Origin of the sequence: Lysobacter enzymogenes (assembly GCF_017168095.1) — a bacterium.
GTDB classification, from domain to species: Bacteria; Pseudomonadota; Gammaproteobacteria; order Xanthomonadales; family Xanthomonadaceae; genus Lysobacter; species Lysobacter enzymogenes_D.
In genome coordinates this window covers 1-14,497 of the sequence record NZ_LXSD01000105.1, presented here as the reverse complement: position 1 = coordinate 14,497, position 14,497 = coordinate 1, and the positions used below count along the sequence as shown (strand labels likewise).

18 protein-coding genes are annotated in these 14,497 nt (G+C 71.1%); 14 read left to right on the top strand and 4 right to left on the bottom strand.

What is annotated here, in order from left to right:
• The 3 genes from A7A76_RS03030 to A7A76_RS03020 form a co-directional block, all read right to left on the bottom strand.
• Positions 1 to 795, bottom strand: a 795-nt coding sequence (locus tag A7A76_RS03030) for a virB8 family protein (RefSeq protein ID WP_206409807.1), incomplete at its 3' end; no start/stop codon positions are given.
• 79 nt (positions 796 to 874) lie between these two features.
• Positions 875 to 1,321 (bottom strand): toxin co-regulated pilus biosynthesis Q family protein, encoded by a 447-nt coding sequence (locus A7A76_RS03025; RefSeq protein ID WP_241200691.1) that lies wholly within the window; start codon positions 1,319 to 1,321, stop codon positions 875 to 877.
• A 357-nt stretch (positions 1,322 to 1,678) separates the two neighbouring features.
• Positions 1,679 to 2,827: a pyridoxal phosphate-dependent aminotransferase gene (locus tag A7A76_RS03020; protein ID WP_206409806.1), complete on the bottom strand. Its 1,149-nt coding sequence runs from the start codon at positions 2,825 to 2,827 to the stop codon at positions 1,679 to 1,681.
• Between the two features lie 189 nt (positions 2,828 to 3,016).
• Here A7A76_RS03020 and A7A76_RS03015 point away from each other — a divergent pair, with 189 nt between their 5' ends.
• The 10 genes from A7A76_RS03015 to A7A76_RS02970 all read left to right on the top strand — a co-directional run bounded on the left by A7A76_RS03015 (position 3,017) and on the right by A7A76_RS02970 (position 11,148).
• Positions 3,017 to 3,490: a DUF3293 domain-containing protein gene (locus tag A7A76_RS03015; RefSeq protein WP_206409805.1), complete on the top strand. Its 474-nt coding sequence runs from the start codon at positions 3,017 to 3,019 to the stop codon at positions 3,488 to 3,490.
• Between the two features lie 431 nt (positions 3,491 to 3,921).
• Positions 3,922 to 4,566, top strand: coding sequence for a heme ABC exporter ATP-binding protein CcmA (gene ccmA, locus A7A76_RS03010; RefSeq protein ID WP_206409804.1), 645 nt, complete (start codon positions 3,922 to 3,924; stop codon positions 4,564 to 4,566).
• Entirely contained in the window at positions 4,563 to 5,279 is a 717-nt protein-coding gene (gene ccmB / locus A7A76_RS03005; RefSeq protein WP_206409803.1) for a heme exporter protein CcmB, read from the top strand. The genes ccmA and ccmB overlap by 4 nt, the downstream gene beginning before the upstream one ends.
• Positions 5,280 to 5,423: 144 nt before the next feature.
• A complete protein-coding gene (locus A7A76_RS03000) occupies positions 5,424 to 6,191 on the top strand; it encodes a heme ABC transporter permease (RefSeq protein WP_206409802.1) in 768 nt (255 codons plus the stop codon).
• Entirely contained in the window at positions 6,188 to 6,385 is a 198-nt protein-coding gene (ccmD, locus tag A7A76_RS02995; protein WP_206409801.1) for a heme exporter protein CcmD, read from the top strand. The genes A7A76_RS03000 and ccmD overlap by 4 nt, the downstream gene beginning before the upstream one ends.
• The gene (gene ccmE / locus A7A76_RS02990) at positions 6,382 to 6,849 is read left to right on the top strand and encodes a cytochrome c maturation protein CcmE (RefSeq protein ID WP_206409800.1); all 468 of its coding nucleotides are present in this window, start codon (positions 6,382 to 6,384) and stop codon (positions 6,847 to 6,849) included. Before ccmD ends, ccmE begins: the two co-directional genes overlap by 4 nt.
• 153 nt (positions 6,850 to 7,002) lie before the next feature.
• Positions 7,003 to 9,003: a heme lyase CcmF/NrfE family subunit gene (locus tag A7A76_RS02985; protein ID WP_206409799.1), complete on the top strand. Its 2,001-nt coding sequence runs from the start codon at positions 7,003 to 7,005 to the stop codon at positions 9,001 to 9,003.
• Positions 9,000 to 9,593: a DsbE family thiol:disulfide interchange protein gene (locus A7A76_RS02980; RefSeq protein WP_206409798.1), complete on the top strand. Its 594-nt coding sequence runs from the start codon at positions 9,000 to 9,002 to the stop codon at positions 9,591 to 9,593. The genes A7A76_RS02985 and A7A76_RS02980 overlap by 4 nt, the downstream gene beginning before the upstream one ends.
• On the top strand, positions 9,590 to 10,102 hold the full coding sequence (locus tag A7A76_RS02975) for a cytochrome c-type biogenesis protein (RefSeq protein WP_206409797.1): 513 nt from the start codon (positions 9,590 to 9,592) through the stop codon (positions 10,100 to 10,102). The genes A7A76_RS02980 and A7A76_RS02975 overlap by 4 nt, the downstream gene beginning before the upstream one ends.
• Positions 10,103 to 10,113: 11 nt before the next feature.
• Positions 10,114 to 11,148: a tetratricopeptide repeat protein gene (locus tag A7A76_RS02970; RefSeq protein ID WP_206409796.1), complete on the top strand. Its 1,035-nt coding sequence runs from the start codon at positions 10,114 to 10,116 to the stop codon at positions 11,146 to 11,148.
• 70 nt (positions 11,149 to 11,218) lie between these two features.
• On the opposite strand, the gene A7A76_RS26215 is transcribed toward A7A76_RS02970, so the two are convergent.
• Entirely contained in the window at positions 11,219 to 11,461 is a 243-nt protein-coding gene (locus A7A76_RS26215) for a DUF6053 domain-containing protein (RefSeq protein ID WP_428995070.1), read from the bottom strand.
• A gap of 60 nt (positions 11,462 to 11,521) precedes the next feature.
• Between A7A76_RS26215 and metX the strand changes: the two genes are divergently transcribed.
• The 4 genes from metX to A7A76_RS02950 all read left to right on the top strand — a co-directional run bounded on the left by metX (position 11,522) and on the right by A7A76_RS02950 (position 14,479).
• The gene (gene metX, locus A7A76_RS02965; RefSeq protein ID WP_206409795.1) at positions 11,522 to 12,682 is read left to right on the top strand and encodes a homoserine O-acetyltransferase MetX; all 1,161 of its coding nucleotides are present in this window, start codon (positions 11,522 to 11,524) and stop codon (positions 12,680 to 12,682) included.
• Positions 12,679 to 13,275, top strand: a complete 597-nt coding sequence (locus A7A76_RS02960; RefSeq protein ID WP_241200690.1) for a cysteine dioxygenase family protein — start codon at positions 12,679 to 12,681, stop codon at positions 13,273 to 13,275. Before metX ends, A7A76_RS02960 begins: the two co-directional genes overlap by 4 nt.
• A 183-nt stretch (positions 13,276 to 13,458) precedes the next feature.
• Positions 13,459 to 13,911, top strand: a complete 453-nt coding sequence (locus A7A76_RS02955) for a DUF2214 family protein (RefSeq protein WP_206409794.1) — start codon at positions 13,459 to 13,461, stop codon at positions 13,909 to 13,911.
• Between the two features lie 19 nt (positions 13,912 to 13,930).
• Positions 13,931 to 14,479, top strand: a complete 549-nt coding sequence (locus A7A76_RS02950) for an AAA family ATPase (protein WP_206409793.1) — start codon at positions 13,931 to 13,933, stop codon at positions 14,477 to 14,479.
• The last annotated feature ends 18 nt before the right edge of the window (positions 14,480 to 14,497 follow it).

Genomic DNA, 14,497 nt, shown 5'->3' with positions numbered 1-14,497 from the left:
CTGCGCGGGCGGCGCCGCGGCGGGCGCGGCGGCCTGCGCGCTGCCGACCGGATAGTCGGCCGGCGGCGGCGGTGCCGGCGCGTAGTCGTTGTCGACCCGGTAGTTGCTGACCTGGAAGCCCAGCGGATTGAGGACGCGCTTGTCGTCGTCCATCTTCAGGTTGGACTTGTAGGTGTATTCGATCGCCGCGATCTTGCTGTCCATCGGCTCCTGGCCGCCGCTCTCCTTGTTGAAGAGGCTGCGCTGGAAGCGGACGGTGGCGCTCTTGACCGCGGCGTCGCCGCCGTGCAGCTGGATGCTGAGGATGCGCACGCGGATCGTCTTGCCCTTGCCGAACAAGGTGATCGGATTCTGCGGGTTGGTGCTGGAGTAGATGTTCGAATAGGCCTTGGTCACCTGCGGGGTGGCCATGGCGAACACCGTCGACCAGTCGCGGTCGCCGATCTGCGAGAAGTCGTAGGACTCGCGCGCCATCACGAAGTGCGAGATGTTGCTCTTGTTGATCGCTTCGTTGGCGGTGATGCTGTTCTGGCTGAAGTCGTCGCGCAGGCGCGCGACCGTGGCCTGGCCGGTGTAGGCGTCGGCCATGACCAGATAAGGCACCTTTTCCTTGAGCGGCAGGAAGTAGAAGTAGCCGCCGGCGAGGATCAGCGCCATCACGATCGCGGTGAACGCGACGATCCAGGCGCGCTTCTCGCTGCGCCGCGCTATGTCGGCGATGGTGACTTCGTAATTGACCGCCTTGGCGACCGCGTTCTCCACTTGCGGAGTAACGTTCTTGTTCTTTCCGAACATCTGTGCTGCATCCCCTGGGTTTGCGCTGTACGGCGGAGCGGGCGCGCGCCCGACCCGCCGTCGTTGCCGGGTACGGCGGTTACGGCGCCGGAGCGGCCGTCGCCGCCGAGCCGACCGACCGCACCACGATCTGCTCGCCTTCGCGGCTGATCGACACGCCGTGGCCCGCGTAGGCGCTGTTGAGCTGCGACACCGCGTCGGGCAGGCTGGTGGTGTTGATCTGGGACACGCCCTGGAACAGGGTGAAGTCGGAATAGTGCTGGTAATCCAGCTTCAGATTCGCGTCCTTCGCCCAGCGGGTGAGCATGTTCTTGAGCGTGCCGTCCATCGGCGACGGGTAGTACACGTAGGACTTGTGCAGCGGAATCTCGTCGGGAACCTCCGCGTAGCGGTTCACCGGCTTCCAGCGGCCGCCGAAGTCCGGCGCCGGACGGGTGGCGCAACCCGCGAGGCCGACCGCCAAGGCGATCGCGATCCACAGACGCGGGCTGGTTGCAATTGAATTTCTCACGCTATCCCCTGCCATAGGTTGATCTTGTACGCGCAGTCGTCCGGTGGATGCCGCGGCGCCGGCCATTGGGCCCTGCGCGCGTGGCGCCCGCGTTGCGGTTATCGGAATTGCGGCGGCCAAACCCGGGCCGACCAAACTGAGACATAGGACACGCCCAGCGAATGAAGGCGTGCGAGTCCTGCCCCCTTTTCGCAAGGCAGCGACTGCATGACCGCGCCGGACGCGCGGCTCACGTAGATCGTTCTGTCCATGAACTCCCCATAGAAAACTACGGCTCTCCCCCGACCGCCTTAGCGGCGCTCGTCCTCAAAGAGTAGACCGAAGCTGAAGCTTACGACAAGAGCGGGTGAGATATCCATCTCAAGAATGCAATTAAAGTGAGACCAAGCGCTTGATTGCCGCATCCAGAGTGGCCTGGTTCTTGGCGAAGCACAGCCGTGCCAGGCGCTGCCCGGGCGGCGGCGACTCGTAGAACGGCGACAGCGGGATCGCCGCGACGCCCTTGTCCACGGTCAGCCAGCGGCAGAACGCGGCATCGTCGAGGTCGCTGACCGCCGAGTAGTCGACCAGCTGGAAGTAGCCGCCCGGCACCGGCAGCGGCTTGAGCCGGGTGGTCAATAGTTGCTCGCGGAAACCATCGCGCTTGTCCTGGTAGAACGCGCCGAGCCGTTGGTAGTGCTCCGGTTCGGCCCGGATCATCTCGGCGAACGCCCATTGGGCCGGAGCGAAGCTGCAAAAGCTATTGTACTGATGGACTTTGCGCAGCTCGGCCGACAAGGCGGGAGGTGCGATGCAGTACCCGATCTTCCAGCCCGTGCAGTGGTAGGTCTTGCCGAAGCTCGACACCACGAAGGCGCGCTCGCGCAGTTGCGGGTAACGCAGCACCGATTCGTGCCGGCGGCCGTCGAAGACGATGTGCTCGTAGACCTCGTCCGACAGCAGCCACACCCCGGTGGATTCGACGATTTCGCTGAGGCGGGCGATGTCGTCGGCGTCGAACATGGCGCCGGACGGGTTGTGCGGCGAGTTGACCATCAGCAGGCGGGTGTCGGGGCCGATCGCGGCGCGCACGCGGTCCCAGTCGACCGCGAAGGTGGCCGGGTCGAGCGGCACGTGCACGGCGCGGCCGCCGGCCAGGTCGATCGCCGGCTCGTAGCTGTCGTAGCACGGGTCGAGCACCACCACTTCCTCGCCCGGCCGCACCACCGCCTGGACCGCGTCGAAGATCGCCTCGCTGGCGCCGGAGACCACGGTGATCTCGGCGTCCGGGTCGGGCCGGTAGCCGTAGCAGGCCTCGGTCTTGTCGGCGATGGCCTGGCGCAGCGCCGGCACGCCGGTCATCGGCGCGTACTGGTTCTTGCCCTCGGCCATGGCCCGGGCCAGCGCGTCGACCAGGCGCTGGGGCACGTCGAAATCGGGAAAGCCCTGGCCGAGGTTGACCGCCTGGTGCTCGAGCGCGAGCTGCGACATCACGGTGAAGATGGTGGTGCCGACTTTCGGCAGCTTGGTGGCGAGCGTCATGGGCGCGGCGTTGAAGGCGTGGAAAGGATCGAGTGTACGAAAACCCGGTTGCCGCCGGTGAGACAGGGTGAGGCGGCGGCGATGATCCCTCGGCATGTGTCTATCGCCGCGCGCGACTGGACAAGCGCTCGCCCGCCGCGCCGGGCGCCCGGATTTGCGCGCGGCCCGGCCGGCCGCGACACTGGCGGCATGCGCGAACTGCAAGTGGTCGACGCCGCCGGACTCGCCCTCGCCTACGCCGCCGCCGAATACGCGGTGGCGCTGGACGGCGACGCCCTGCCCTTGCGCGTGGGCCGCCCCGCGCGCGACCTGGAGGCGTACTGGCCGGCGCAGCGCTATGTGTTCGTCAGCGCCTGGAACCCGGCCTCGCAGCCGCATTCGGACAGCGCCAACCAGGCCGCCGACGAGCGCCTGGTCGCGCGCCTGGACGCGGCCGGGGTGCAGCGCCACGCCGCCTGGGCGCAGGACCAGGCCGGCCAGTGGCGCGAGCCGGGCTGGCTGCTCGCCGACCTCGACGATGCCGCCGCCGACGCCCTGGCGCGCGAGTTCGGCCAGGCCGGGGTGCTGGCCTGGCAGCGCGGCGAACCGGTGCGGCTGCGGATGCTGATCGCGCGGCCGGACGCGGCGGCGGCGAGCGAGCACACCGATTGGGTCGGCGATTGAGCGCAGCGGGCGGTCGGGCGAACGGCTCGTCCCGCGCGTACGGTTCCTGCCGCGCCTGCTCCTCCCCGCCCCCTCTCTTCCCGTCATTCCGGCGAAAGCCGGAATCCATTTTGCTTTCGACGGCCTGCCCACAAAGCGGGGGCTCGGTGAAAGCCAGAGCAAAATGGATTCCGGCTTTCGCCGGAATGACGGGTGGGAGAGATTGACGGGTGGGAGAGATTGACGGGTGGGAGAGATTGACGGGTGGGAAAGATTGACGGGCGGGAGAGACCGGCGGGAACGAGAGGCCGACGGGCGCGAGAGACCGATGCGATGTTTCGTCGGAACGGCGCAAGACCGAGCCCGAGGCAGTCACCGGACCGGGCGACTCGCATAAACTGCGCGATCCGCGGCCGGCCGGCCGCACGCCTCCGACCCGCACCCGCCGACCGGTGACCGCCCTGCTCTCCGCCGCCCCCCCGCTGCTGCAAGCCCGCGGCCTGCGCTTCGCCCGCAACGAGCAGCCCGTGTTCGGGCCGCTGGACTTCGCGGTCGAGGCCGGCGAGGCGCTGCTGGTGCAGGGCGACAACGGCGCCGGCAAGACCACCTTGTTGAGAGTGCTGGCCGGGCTGCTGCGCGCCGACGGCGGCGAGATCGCGCTGCACGGCGAGCCGGCCGACCCGGCCCGGCGCGCCCGCGCGCTGGCCTACCTGAGCCACCTGCCCGGGCTCAAGGCCGACCTGACCTCGGTCGAGAACCTCGACTTCCTGTGCGGCCTGCACGGCCGCCGCCACAGCCAGAACGCCGCGCGCGCGCTGGCCACGGTCGGGCTGGCCGGCTACGAGGACGCGCTGGCCCGGCAATTGTCGGCCGGGCAGAAAAAGCGCCTGTCGCTGGCGCGGCTGTGGATGTCGCCGGCGCCGCTGTGGCTGCTCGACGAGCCCTACGCCAACCTCGACCTGGAAGGCATCGAGCTGGTCAACCGCATGGTCCAGGCGCATCTGCGCGAGGGCGGCGCCGCGCTGGTGACCACCCACGGCGCCTACGCCGCGCCGCCGGTGCGCACCCGCCTGCTGCAGCTGGAGAAAGCCGCATGAGCGCGCCGGCCGAGCCCGCCGCCGTCGCCGCCACCGCCCCGGGCCTGATCGGCGCGGCCCGCGCCCTGGTCGCGCGCGACCTGCGCCTGCTCTGGCGCCGCCGCGGCGACGCCCTACAGCCGGCGCTGTTCGCCCTGCTGATGGTGGTGCTGTTCGCGCTGGCCCTGGGCGGCGACCACGCCGCGCTGGCCAAGGTCGCCGCCGGGGTGCTGTGGCTGGCCTGCCTGCTGGCCGGGCTGCTGGCGCTGGACAGCCTGTTCCGCGGCGACGCCGACGACGGCTCGCTGGAGCAGTGGATGCTGGCGCCGGTGCCGCTGGGCTGGCTGGTCGCGGTGCGCACCTTCACCCACTGGGCCACGACCTCGCTGCCGCTGCTGATCGCCGCGCCCGTGCTCGGCGAACTGCTGTACCTGCCGCGCGAGCAATTGCCGGTGCTGCTGCTGTCGCTGGCGCTGGGCACGCCGGTGCTGAGCCTGCTCGGCGCGGTGGTCGCGGCGCTGACGGTCGGGATGCGGCGCTCTGGTATCCTCGTGGCCTTGCTGGCCTTGCCGTTGTACGTGCCGGTGCTGGTGTTCGGCGCCGGCAGCGTGGCCCGGGCGGCGCAGGGACTGGACCCGGTCGGCGGCTTGCTGCTGCTGGCCGCCATCCTGGTCGTCGCGTTGCTGCTGGCGCCGCTGGCGGCGGCGGCGGCGATCCGCATCGCGCTGAACTGACGGCGCTGCGGCATGGTCCCAAGGCGGTACGCCCGACCCAGCAAGGTAGAACGCCCCGTCCTTAGCCCGCGCGCCGCCCGGCGCGCGCCAACCGTCCAGGCCGCCGCCCGCGACCCAGACGCCAGACCGCGAACGAACCGCTGAATGAATCCGCTCGTCCTGTGGTTCCACAAACTCGGCTCGCCGCCCGTCTTCGACCGCTTCGCCGCGCGCTGGGCGCCCTGGGGTTACGGCCTGGGGCTGCTGGTCATGGCCTGGGGCATCTACGGCGCCTTGTTCGTGGCGCCGCCGCACCGCGAGCAGCTCGACGGTTTCCGCATCTTCTACATCCACGTGCCCAGCGCCTGGATGAGCCTGGCGGTGTTCGCGCTGATGGCGATCTATTCCGCCATCGCCCTGGTCTGGCGGATCAAGCTGTGCGAGATCCTGGCCATGGCCTGCGCGCCGATCGGCGCCGGCTTCACCCTGATCACCCTGGCCACCGGCTCGATCTGGGGCAAGCCGATGTGGGGCACCTGGTGGGAATGGGATCCGCGCCTGACCACCGAGCTGATCCTGCTGTTCCTGTACCTGGGCGTGATGGGCCTGTACCACGCCATCGACGACCGCCGCAACGCGGCGCGCGCGGCCGGCCTGCTGGCCATCGTCGGCGTGGCGCTGCTGCCGGTGATCCGCTATTCGGTGGTGTGGTGGAACTCGCTGCACCAGGGCTCGACCATCAATATGTTCGGCCAGTCGCACATGGACCCGAGCATGCTGCCGCCGCTGATCTGGATGCTGATCGGCACCAAGCTGTGGTTCGTCGGCGCCCTGCTCGCGCGCGCGCGCGCCGACAACCTGCGCCGCGAATCGGGCAAGGCCTGGGTCGCCCAACTCGCCCAGGGCGCGCCGGCCGGAGGCGAGCGCGCATGACCCATCTGCCCTACCTGATCGGCGCCTACGCCGTGTTCGCGGTCGTGCTCGGCTGGGACTACCTCTCGACCCGGCTGCAGATCCGCCGCGAACTGCGCCTGGCCCGCCAGCGCGCGCAGCGCCCGCCTGCCCGCCCCGCGTCGCGCGACGACGCCTCCAACGCCTCCAACGCCTCCAACGAGTTGAGCCGATGAATCCGACCCGCCGCCGCCGTCTGCTGTGGGTGCTGGGCCTGGTCGCCGCCGCCGGCGTCGCCACCGCCCTGGTCGCCACCGCCTTGCAGCGCAACATCGCCTATCTCTACACCCCCAGCGAAGTGCTGCGCGGCGAAGCCGGCGGCCACGCCCGCTTCCGCCTCGGCGGCATGGTCGCCGCCGGCTCGTTCCAGCGCGCGCCCGGCTCGCTCGAAGCCCGCTTCAAGGTCGACGACGGCGACGCGCAGATGCCGGTCAAGTACACCGGCATCCTGCCCGACCTGTTCCGCGAGAAGCAGGCCGTGGTCGCCACCGGCCGCATGCAGGGCGACACCTTCGTGGCCGAGGAGATCCTGGCCAAGCACGACGAGAGCTACATGCCCAAGGAAGTGGCCGACAAGATGGGCCAGGCGCACAAGAAGCACGATGTGGCGGCGCCCGGCGGCAAGGAAGCGGCGCGTTGATCGCGGCCGCAGCGCCGGCTTCGGACGCGGCCGCGCCGGACGCAAACGGGCCGAACGCAAACGGGCCGGCCGCGATCGTTCCAGCCGCCACCGCATCGCCGCGCGCCCGGCGCACCGCCCGCGCGTTCCCACTTCTCCGCAAGGCGCCGCCGCATGCTGCCTGAACTCGGCCAGATCGCCCTCATCCTCGCCCTGCTGATTTCGGCGCTGCAGGCGAGCCTGCCGCTGATCGGCGCGCAGCGCGGCATCGATGCCTGGATGGCGCTGGCGCGGCCGGCGGCTTACTCGCAGCTGGCGATGGTCGCGTTCGCGTTCGCGATCCTCACCGAGGCCTTCGTCACCCAGGATTTCTCGCTGCGCTACGTCGCCGAGAACAGCAACTCGCTGCTGCCGGTGATCTATCGCTATTCGGCGGTGTGGGGCGCGCACGAGGGCTCGCTGCTGCTGTGGGCGCTGGTGCTGGCGCTGTGGACCGGCGCGGTGGCGCGCTTCTCCAAGGCCTTGCCGGCGCCGGTGATCGCGCGCGTGCTCGGGGTGATGGGCATCGTCAGCGTCGGTTTCCTGGCGTTCCTGATCTTCACCAGCAACCCGTTCGCGCGGCTGCTGCCGGCGGCGGCGCAAGGCCGCGACCTCAATCCGCTGCTGCAGGATCCGGGCCTGATCATCCACCCGCCGATGCTCTACATCGGCTACGTCGGCTTCAGCGTGCCGTTCGCCTTCGCCATCGCCGCGCTGCTGGACGGCCGCGTCGACGCGCGCTGGCTGCGCTGGACCCGGCCGTGGACCAACATCGCCTGGGCCTTCCTCACCCTGGGCATCGCCCTGGGCTCGTGGTGGGCGTACTACGAACTCGGCTGGGGCGGCTGGTGGTTCTGGGATCCGGTCGAGAACGCCAGCTTCATGCCGTGGCTGGCCGGCGCGGCGCTGCTGCATTCGCAGGCGGCGACCGAAAAGCGCGGCAGCTTCCGCGGCTGGACGTTGTTGCTGGCCATCGCCGCGTTCTCGCTGTCGCTGCTGGGCACCTTCCTGGTCCGCTCCGGCGTGCTGACCAGCGTGCACGCGTTCGCCGCCGATCCTTCACGCGGGCTGTTCGTGCTGATCTTCCTCGGCATCGTCATCGGCGGCTCGCTGCTGCTGTACGCGCTGCGCGCGCCGTCGGCGCAGGACGACCCGGGCAAGCCGTTCGAATTCTCCTCGCGCGAAACCCTGCTGCTGGCCAACAACCTGCTGCTGACCACGGCCTGCGCGATGGTGCTGCTGGGCACCTTGTACCCGCTGCTGGCCGATTCGCTGAACCTCGGCAAGATTTCGGTCGGCCCGCCCTACTTCGCGCTGATGTTCGTGCTGCTGATGGCGCCGCTGGTGCTGCTGCTGCCGTTCGGCCCGCTGTTCCGCTGGCAGCGCGAGCAGGCCTCGCGGCCGGCGGCGATGCTGGTGCCGTGGGCCGGGCTGGCGCTGGGCGGCGCGATCGCCGCGTTCTTCCTCGCCCCGCAAGGCCCGCTCAAGGTCGCCGCCGGCGTCGGCGGCGCGCTGTGGGTCGGCGCCGGCACCGCGCGCTTCGTCTGGACGCGGCTGCGCGGCGGCAGCGCCGGCAGCCGCTTCACCGCGGAAATGCTCGGCATGACCCTGGCCCACTTCGGCGTCGCGGTGTTCCTGGTCGGCGCGTTGCTGGTCGAGGGCCTGAGCGTGCAGCGCGAGGTCGCGCTGGCGCCGGGCAAGAGCCTGGAGCTGGGCCGCTATTCGTTCCGCTTCGACAGCGTCAAGCACAGCGTCGGGCCGAACTACGAAGCCGACTACGGCACCGTGACCGTGTTCGACGGCGACCGCGAGCTGACCGTGCTGCATCCGGAGAAGCGCGCCTACGCCAGCGGCGGCCAGGTCATGACCGAGGCGGCGATCGCGCGCGGGTTCACCCGCGACCTCTACGTCGCCCTCGGCGAACCGCTCGGCGACGGCGCCTGGGCGGTGCGCGTGCACATCAAGCCGTTCGTGCGCTGGATCTGGCTCGGCGCGCTGCTGATGATGCTCGGCGGCTTCGTCGCCGCGGCGGATCGGCGGTTCCGGATCAAGGCCGACGCGCGCGCCGGCGCGGCATCGCGGCCGCAGGCGGACGACGCGCCGCTGCGCCCCCTCGCAGGAGAGCAACAGGCATGAACACTCCCGTCCCCAACGGCGGCGCGCGCCGCGACAAGGCCCGCTGGCTGCCGCTGGCGGTGTTCGCCGCGCTGGCGATCCTGCTTGCCGCGGGCGTGTGGCTCAGCCGCAACCCCGACCGCGAGAAACTGCCCTCGCCGCTGATCGGCAAGCCCGCGCCGCACTTCTCGCTGCCGGTGCTGCACGAGGCCGGCCGGCTGATGTCGATCGAAGATCTGCGCGGCGCGCCGTACCTGCTCAACGTCTGGGGCAGCTGGTGCCCGGCCTGCCGCGACGAACACCCGGTGCTGACCCGCTTCGCCGAGACCAAGCGCGTGCGCGTGGTCGGCTTCAACTGGAAGGACGAGCACGCCGACGCGCTGCGCTGGCTGGAGGAGTTCGGCAATCCCTACTTCGTCGTGGTCGCCGATTACGAAGGCAAGGCGGCGATCGACTGGGGCATCTACGGCGCGCCGGAGACCTTCCTGGTCGACGCGCGCGGCATCGTGCGCTGGAAGTTCGTCGGCCCGCTGACCGACAAGGTCATCCGCGACGAGCTGATTCCGCAGCTCGATCAACTCGGCCCCGCCCCGCGCGGACAGGCGCGATGAGCCGGGCCGGCTACCTCGCCGCCGCAGCGGGCGGCCGCCGTTTCGTCGCCGCGGCGCGCCACGCGCTGGCCGCGGCGGCGCTGGTGTTGAGCCTGTACGCGCCGCTGTCCGCCCAGCCGGCCAGCGACCCGCAGCCGCTGCGCTACAACGACCCGGCCGAGGAGCGCCGCTTCCACGCCCTGGTCGCCGAACTGCGCTGCGTGATGTGCCAGAACCAGTCGCTGGCCGATTCCAACGCGCAGATCGCCCACGACCTGCGCCGCGAAGTGCTGGAGCTGATGCACCAGGGCAAGAGCGACGCGCAGATCAAGGACTTCCTGGTCGAGCGCTACGGCGAGTTCGTGCTCTACCGTCCTCGTGTTGAATCCACCACCTGGCTGCTGTGGTTCGGCCCGGCCCTGGTGCTGCTGGCCGGCGGGTTCGCGCTGGCGCGGGTGGTGCGCTCGCGCGCGGCCGCGGCCGATGCCAGCGCAGCGGGGCAGCGCAACGACGAGGAACAGGAGTGGTGATGGCGGCGACGATGGCTTTGGGTTCCACCGCCGCGTTCGCCGCGGCGGGCACGGCATTGGCGCTGTTCGCGCTGGGGTACGCCCTGCATCCGCTGTGGCGCGCGCGCCCGGCGCTGGGCGCGGGCCTGGGCGTCGGCCTGGCGCTGGCGACGCTGGCGCTGTACCTGGGCCTGGGCGCGCCGCGCGCGCTGCAGCCCGAACAACGCCGCGCGCCGCAGACCCTGGCCGACGCGGTGACCCAGCTGGAAGCCGAGCTCGACCGCGATCCGAATCAGATCGAAGGCTGGCGCCTGCTGGCCAGCGCCTACACCGCGCAGGGCCTGGCGGTGAAGGCCCGCGACGCCTACGCGCGCGCGCTCAAGCTGGCCCCGGACAATCCCGACCTGCTCGCCGAGGCCGCCGAAGCGCGCGCCCTGGCCACGCGCGAGCGCCGTTTCGACGACGACGCCGTGCGCATGCTCGAACACGCGCTGGAGCAGCAGCCGATGCACCAGCGCGCGCGCTGGTTCCTCGGCATCGCCCAGCGCCAGGCCGACCGCCCCGGCGACGCGGCCAAGACCTGGGAACCGCTGCTGGGCGTGGTCCAGGCCGGCACCGCGGCGAGCCTGCTCGAGCAGATCAACGGCGCGCGCAAGGACGCCGGCCTGGAACCGCTGGCGTTGCCGGCGGCCGGCGCCGCCGCGACCGCGCCGGCCGCGGGCCCCGGGCTCAAGGTCCGGGTCGAACTGGCCCCGGCGCTCAAGGCCAGACTGCCGGCCCAGGCCAGCGTGTTCGTGCTCGCGCGCCGGGACGGCGGCCCGCCGATGCCGCTGGCGGTGGAAAAACACCCGCTGGCGGCGTTCCCGCTCGAGGTCGTGCTCGACGACGGCGACGGCCCGATGCCGACGATGAAGCTCTCGCAATCGCCGAAGGTGCAGGTGCTGGCGCGGATCTCGGCGTCCGGCAACGCGATGCCGCAGCCGGGCGACCTGGCCTCGGCGCCGAAGACCGTGGCCAGCGACAGCCGCGACACGGTGGTGGTGGTGATCGACCGCGTGGTCGAGTGATCCGTTGCCGGTCCGCGCTGCGGGACAGGCTTCGGCCCTGAAGCTCGCCCGTGGGGGAGCGTCCTCCTTATCAGAGGCGCCTGCTTGTGGGAGGGACTTCAGTCCCGATGCCTTTGTGCCGGATCGCCGCGACCCGACCGAAAAGCATCGGGACTGAAGTCCCTCCCACAAGAGCGGGCTGCGGGGGCGGAAATCCCGCAGAAAAACCCCGCCGCCCCGCCTGCCGGCCATATCGCGATAACGCATTCGCCGTTCGCGTCGCACTCGCCTGCCGCGGCGATGGTTTAGGCTGCACCGCGAACGCCGCGCGCATCCGCCGCGCCGCGCCCCATTGGCCCGCCCGCCGGCCCCGCGCCGGCCACACGAGCAAGGCATGACCGAATTCATCCCGCCCGGCACCCGCCATATCGACCTGCCCTCGCCGTTTGCGATGAAACGCGGCGGCGCCCTGAACGGCGCGCGTATCGCCTACGAAACCTGGGGCGAACTCAACCCCGCGCGCGACAACGCGGTGCTGATCGTCACCGGCCTGTCGCCCGACGCGCACGCCGCCGCCAACGCCGCCAATCCCGAGCCGGGCTGGTGGGAGGCGATGCTCGGCCCGGGCAAGCCGATCGACAGCGACCACTGGTTCGTGATCAGCGTGAACTCGCTCGGCAGTTGCAAAGGCTCGACCGGCCCGGCCTCGGTCGACGCCGCCAGCGGCGAGCTCTACCGCCTGGACTTCCCCGAACTGTCGATCGAAGACGGCGCCGACGCCGCCGCCCACGTGGTGCGCGCGCTCGGCATCCAGCGGCTGGCCTGCGTGATCGGCAACTCGATGGGCGGCATGACCGCGCTGGCGCTGCTGGCGCGCCACCCGGGCCTGGCCCGCGCCCACATCAACATCTCCGGCGCGGCGCGCGCGCTGCCGTTCTCGATCGCGATCCGCTCGCTGCAGCGCGAGGCGATCCGCCTGGACCCGAAGTGGAACCAGGGCCGCTACGACGAAACCGACTACCCCGAATCGGGCATGCGCATGGCGCGCAAGCTCGGCGTCATCACCTACCGCTCGGCGCTGGAGTGGGACGGGCGCTTCGGCCGCGTGCGGCTGGATTCCGACCGCCTCGACGAGGAGCCGTTCGGCCTGGAATTCGAGGTCGAAAGCTACCTGGAAGGTCATGCGCGCCGGTTCGTGCGCCGCTTCGATCCCAACTGCTACCTGTACCTGAGCCGCTCGATGGACTGGTTCGACATCGGCGATTACTGCGGCGCCGGCGACGGCCTCGACAATGATGAACAGGTACGGCGCGGGCTGGCCTCGATCCGGGTCGAAAAGGCCCTGTCCATCGGCGTGCACACCGACATCCTGTTCCCGCTGCAGCAGCAGCGCGAGATCGCCGACGGCCTGCGCGCCGGCGGCGCCGACGCGCGCTTCCTGCCGCTGGAATCGCCGCAGGGCCACGATGCGTTCCTGGTCGACATCGGCCGGTTCGGCCCGGCCGTGGGCGGATTTCTCAGCGAACTGCGGACGGGCGTAGAATCGGCGGCATGAACGCCACCGATGCCCTGCCCGATCTGGATTTTCCCGGCCACGACAAGCTGGTCGCCGCCATCGACGCCGCGGTCTGCGCCGGCGACGAGCACGCGGTCACCGCGGCCTTGCGCAACACCCTGTGCAAGATGATCCGCGACCGCGACGTGCACCTGCCCGACTGCGTGTTCGATCCGATCCACGACCACTATGCCCGCCGCGAGCTCTACCGCAGCCCGGAACTGGGCTACAGCGTGGTGGCGATGACCTGGGGCCCCGGCCAGGGCACGCCGATGCACGACCACAGCGGCCTGTGGTGCGTGGAAGGCGTGTGGGACGGCGAGCTGGAGATCACCCAGTACGAACTGCTCGAGCGCAGCGGCGAGAACTTCCGCTTCCGCGCCGCCGGCGGCATGCACGCCGGCCCCGGCAGCGCCGGCAGCCTGATCCCGCCGCACGAGTACCACACCATCCGCAACGCCAGCAACGATGCGGTGGCGGTGTCGCTGCACATCTACAAGGCGCCGATGGAGTGCTGCTCGATGTTCGTCCCGCGCGAGGGCGAGTGGTTCCGGCGCGTGGACAAGGCGCTGGAGACCGACGAGGCGGCCTGATCCGGCGGCAGCGTCGAACCGGAACAAGCGCGAGACGAGTACGCAACGGGCACAGCGCCGCGCGCGCTTGCCCGTCTTCCTTTTGCGCGTGCGCCCGAACCATGCCGCGGCGCCGGCGCCGCTGCGTCGGCCGCAACGTTTACGATAGCCGCCACCCCTAGCCCGCCCGCACAGGCCAGCGCCATGCTCACCGACCTGCTCCTCGCCATCGCCCATCACTTGCTGGTGTTCGCGCTGATCTCGATGCTGGTGGCCGAATCGGTGCTGCTGCGCGGCCCGGTCGACGCCGCCGTGGTGCGCCGGCTGGCCGGGCTCGACGCCGGTTACGGCATGAGCGCGGTGCTGTTGCTGGCGGTGGGCGTGTCGCGCCTGCTGTACGGCGTCAAGGGCATGGACTTCTACCAGCACAATCCCTGGTTCCACGCCAAGTTCGGCCTGTTCGTGCTGGTCGCGCTGCTGTCGGTCCTGCCGACCGTGCGCTTGCTGCGCTGGCGCCGCGCGCTCAAGCGCGACCCGGGCTTCGTGCCCGACGCGCGCCAGCTCGGCGCGCTGCGCCTGCTGATCCGGCTGGAGCTGGTGGCCGTGGCCGGCATCTTCGTCTGCGCCGCGGCGATGGCGCGCTACGGCGGCTTCTGAGCCGCGTCGCGGCCCGCGCATGAGCCACGTCGCAGTCGACTTCGCCGGCCACATCCTGATCCTGTCGGGTCCGCCCGGCGCCGGCAAGACCACGCTCGCGCGCCGCCTCGCCGCGCGGCCCGGTTCGAGCAAGGCGCATCTGCACGCCGACGATTTCTGGCACGCGATCAAGCACGGCGCGATTTCGCCGTACCGGCCCGAAGCGCACGCGCGCAACGCGGTGGTGACCGACGCCCTGGCCGCCGCCGCGCAGGCCTACGCCGCGGGCGGCTTGTTGACCGTCGTCGATGGCGTGATCGGGCCGTGGTTCCTCGCCGCGTTCCGCCGCCTCGCCGCGCCGGTGCATTACCTGGTGCTGCAACCGCCGCTGGAAGCCGCGATCGCCCGCTGCCGCGAACGCGGCTACGGCCTTCAGGACGCGACCGCCGTCGCCGCGCTGCACGCGCAGCTTGCGGACTTGGGCGAGCTGCGCGCGCACGCGCTGGCCACCGGCGAGGCGACGCCGGAGCAGGCGTTGCAACGAGTCGTGGACGCGCTCGCCAGCGGCGCCTTCGCGCTGCCGCGCTGAGCGCCCGCGCGGCAGCGC

Coding starts and splice junctions, on each gene's coding strand:
- A7A76_RS02980 (WP_206409798.1), top strand. CDS start 9,000: ATGAACACTCCCGTCCCCAACGGCGGCGCGCGCCGCGACAAGGCCCGC.
- A7A76_RS03000 (WP_206409802.1), top strand. CDS start 5,424: ATGAATCCGCTCGTCCTGTGGTTCCACAAACTCGGCTCGCCGCCCGTC.
- A7A76_RS26215 (WP_428995070.1), bottom strand. CDS start 11,461: ATGCGCGCGGCGTTCGCGGTGCAGCCTAAACCATCGCCGCGGCAGGCG.
- A7A76_RS02950 (WP_206409793.1), top strand. CDS start 13,931: ATGAGCCACGTCGCAGTCGACTTCGCCGGCCACATCCTGATCCTGTCG.
- A7A76_RS02985 (WP_206409799.1), top strand. CDS start 7,003: ATGCTGCCTGAACTCGGCCAGATCGCCCTCATCCTCGCCCTGCTGATT.
- A7A76_RS02970 (WP_206409796.1), top strand. CDS start 10,114: ATGGCTTTGGGTTCCACCGCCGCGTTCGCCGCGGCGGGCACGGCATTG.
- metX (WP_206409795.1), top strand. CDS start 11,522: ATGACCGAATTCATCCCGCCCGGCACCCGCCATATCGACCTGCCCTCG.
- ccmB (WP_206409803.1), top strand. CDS start 4,563: ATGAGCGCGCCGGCCGAGCCCGCCGCCGTCGCCGCCACCGCCCCGGGC.
- A7A76_RS03015 (WP_206409805.1), top strand. CDS start 3,017: ATGCGCGAACTGCAAGTGGTCGACGCCGCCGGACTCGCCCTCGCCTAC.
- A7A76_RS02975 (WP_206409797.1), top strand. CDS start 9,590: ATGAGCCGGGCCGGCTACCTCGCCGCCGCAGCGGGCGGCCGCCGTTTC.
- A7A76_RS03020 (WP_206409806.1), bottom strand. CDS start 2,827: ATGACGCTCGCCACCAAGCTGCCGAAAGTCGGCACCACCATCTTCACC.
- ccmD (WP_206409801.1), top strand. CDS start 6,188: ATGACCCATCTGCCCTACCTGATCGGCGCCTACGCCGTGTTCGCGGTC.
- A7A76_RS02955 (WP_206409794.1), top strand. CDS start 13,459: ATGCTCACCGACCTGCTCCTCGCCATCGCCCATCACTTGCTGGTGTTC.
- A7A76_RS03025 (WP_241200691.1), bottom strand. CDS start 1,321: ATGGCAGGGGATAGCGTGAGAAATTCAATTGCAACCAGCCCGCGTCTG.
- A7A76_RS02960 (WP_241200690.1), top strand. CDS start 12,679: ATGAACGCCACCGATGCCCTGCCCGATCTGGATTTTCCCGGCCACGAC.
- ccmE (WP_206409800.1), top strand. CDS start 6,382: ATGAATCCGACCCGCCGCCGCCGTCTGCTGTGGGTGCTGGGCCTGGTC.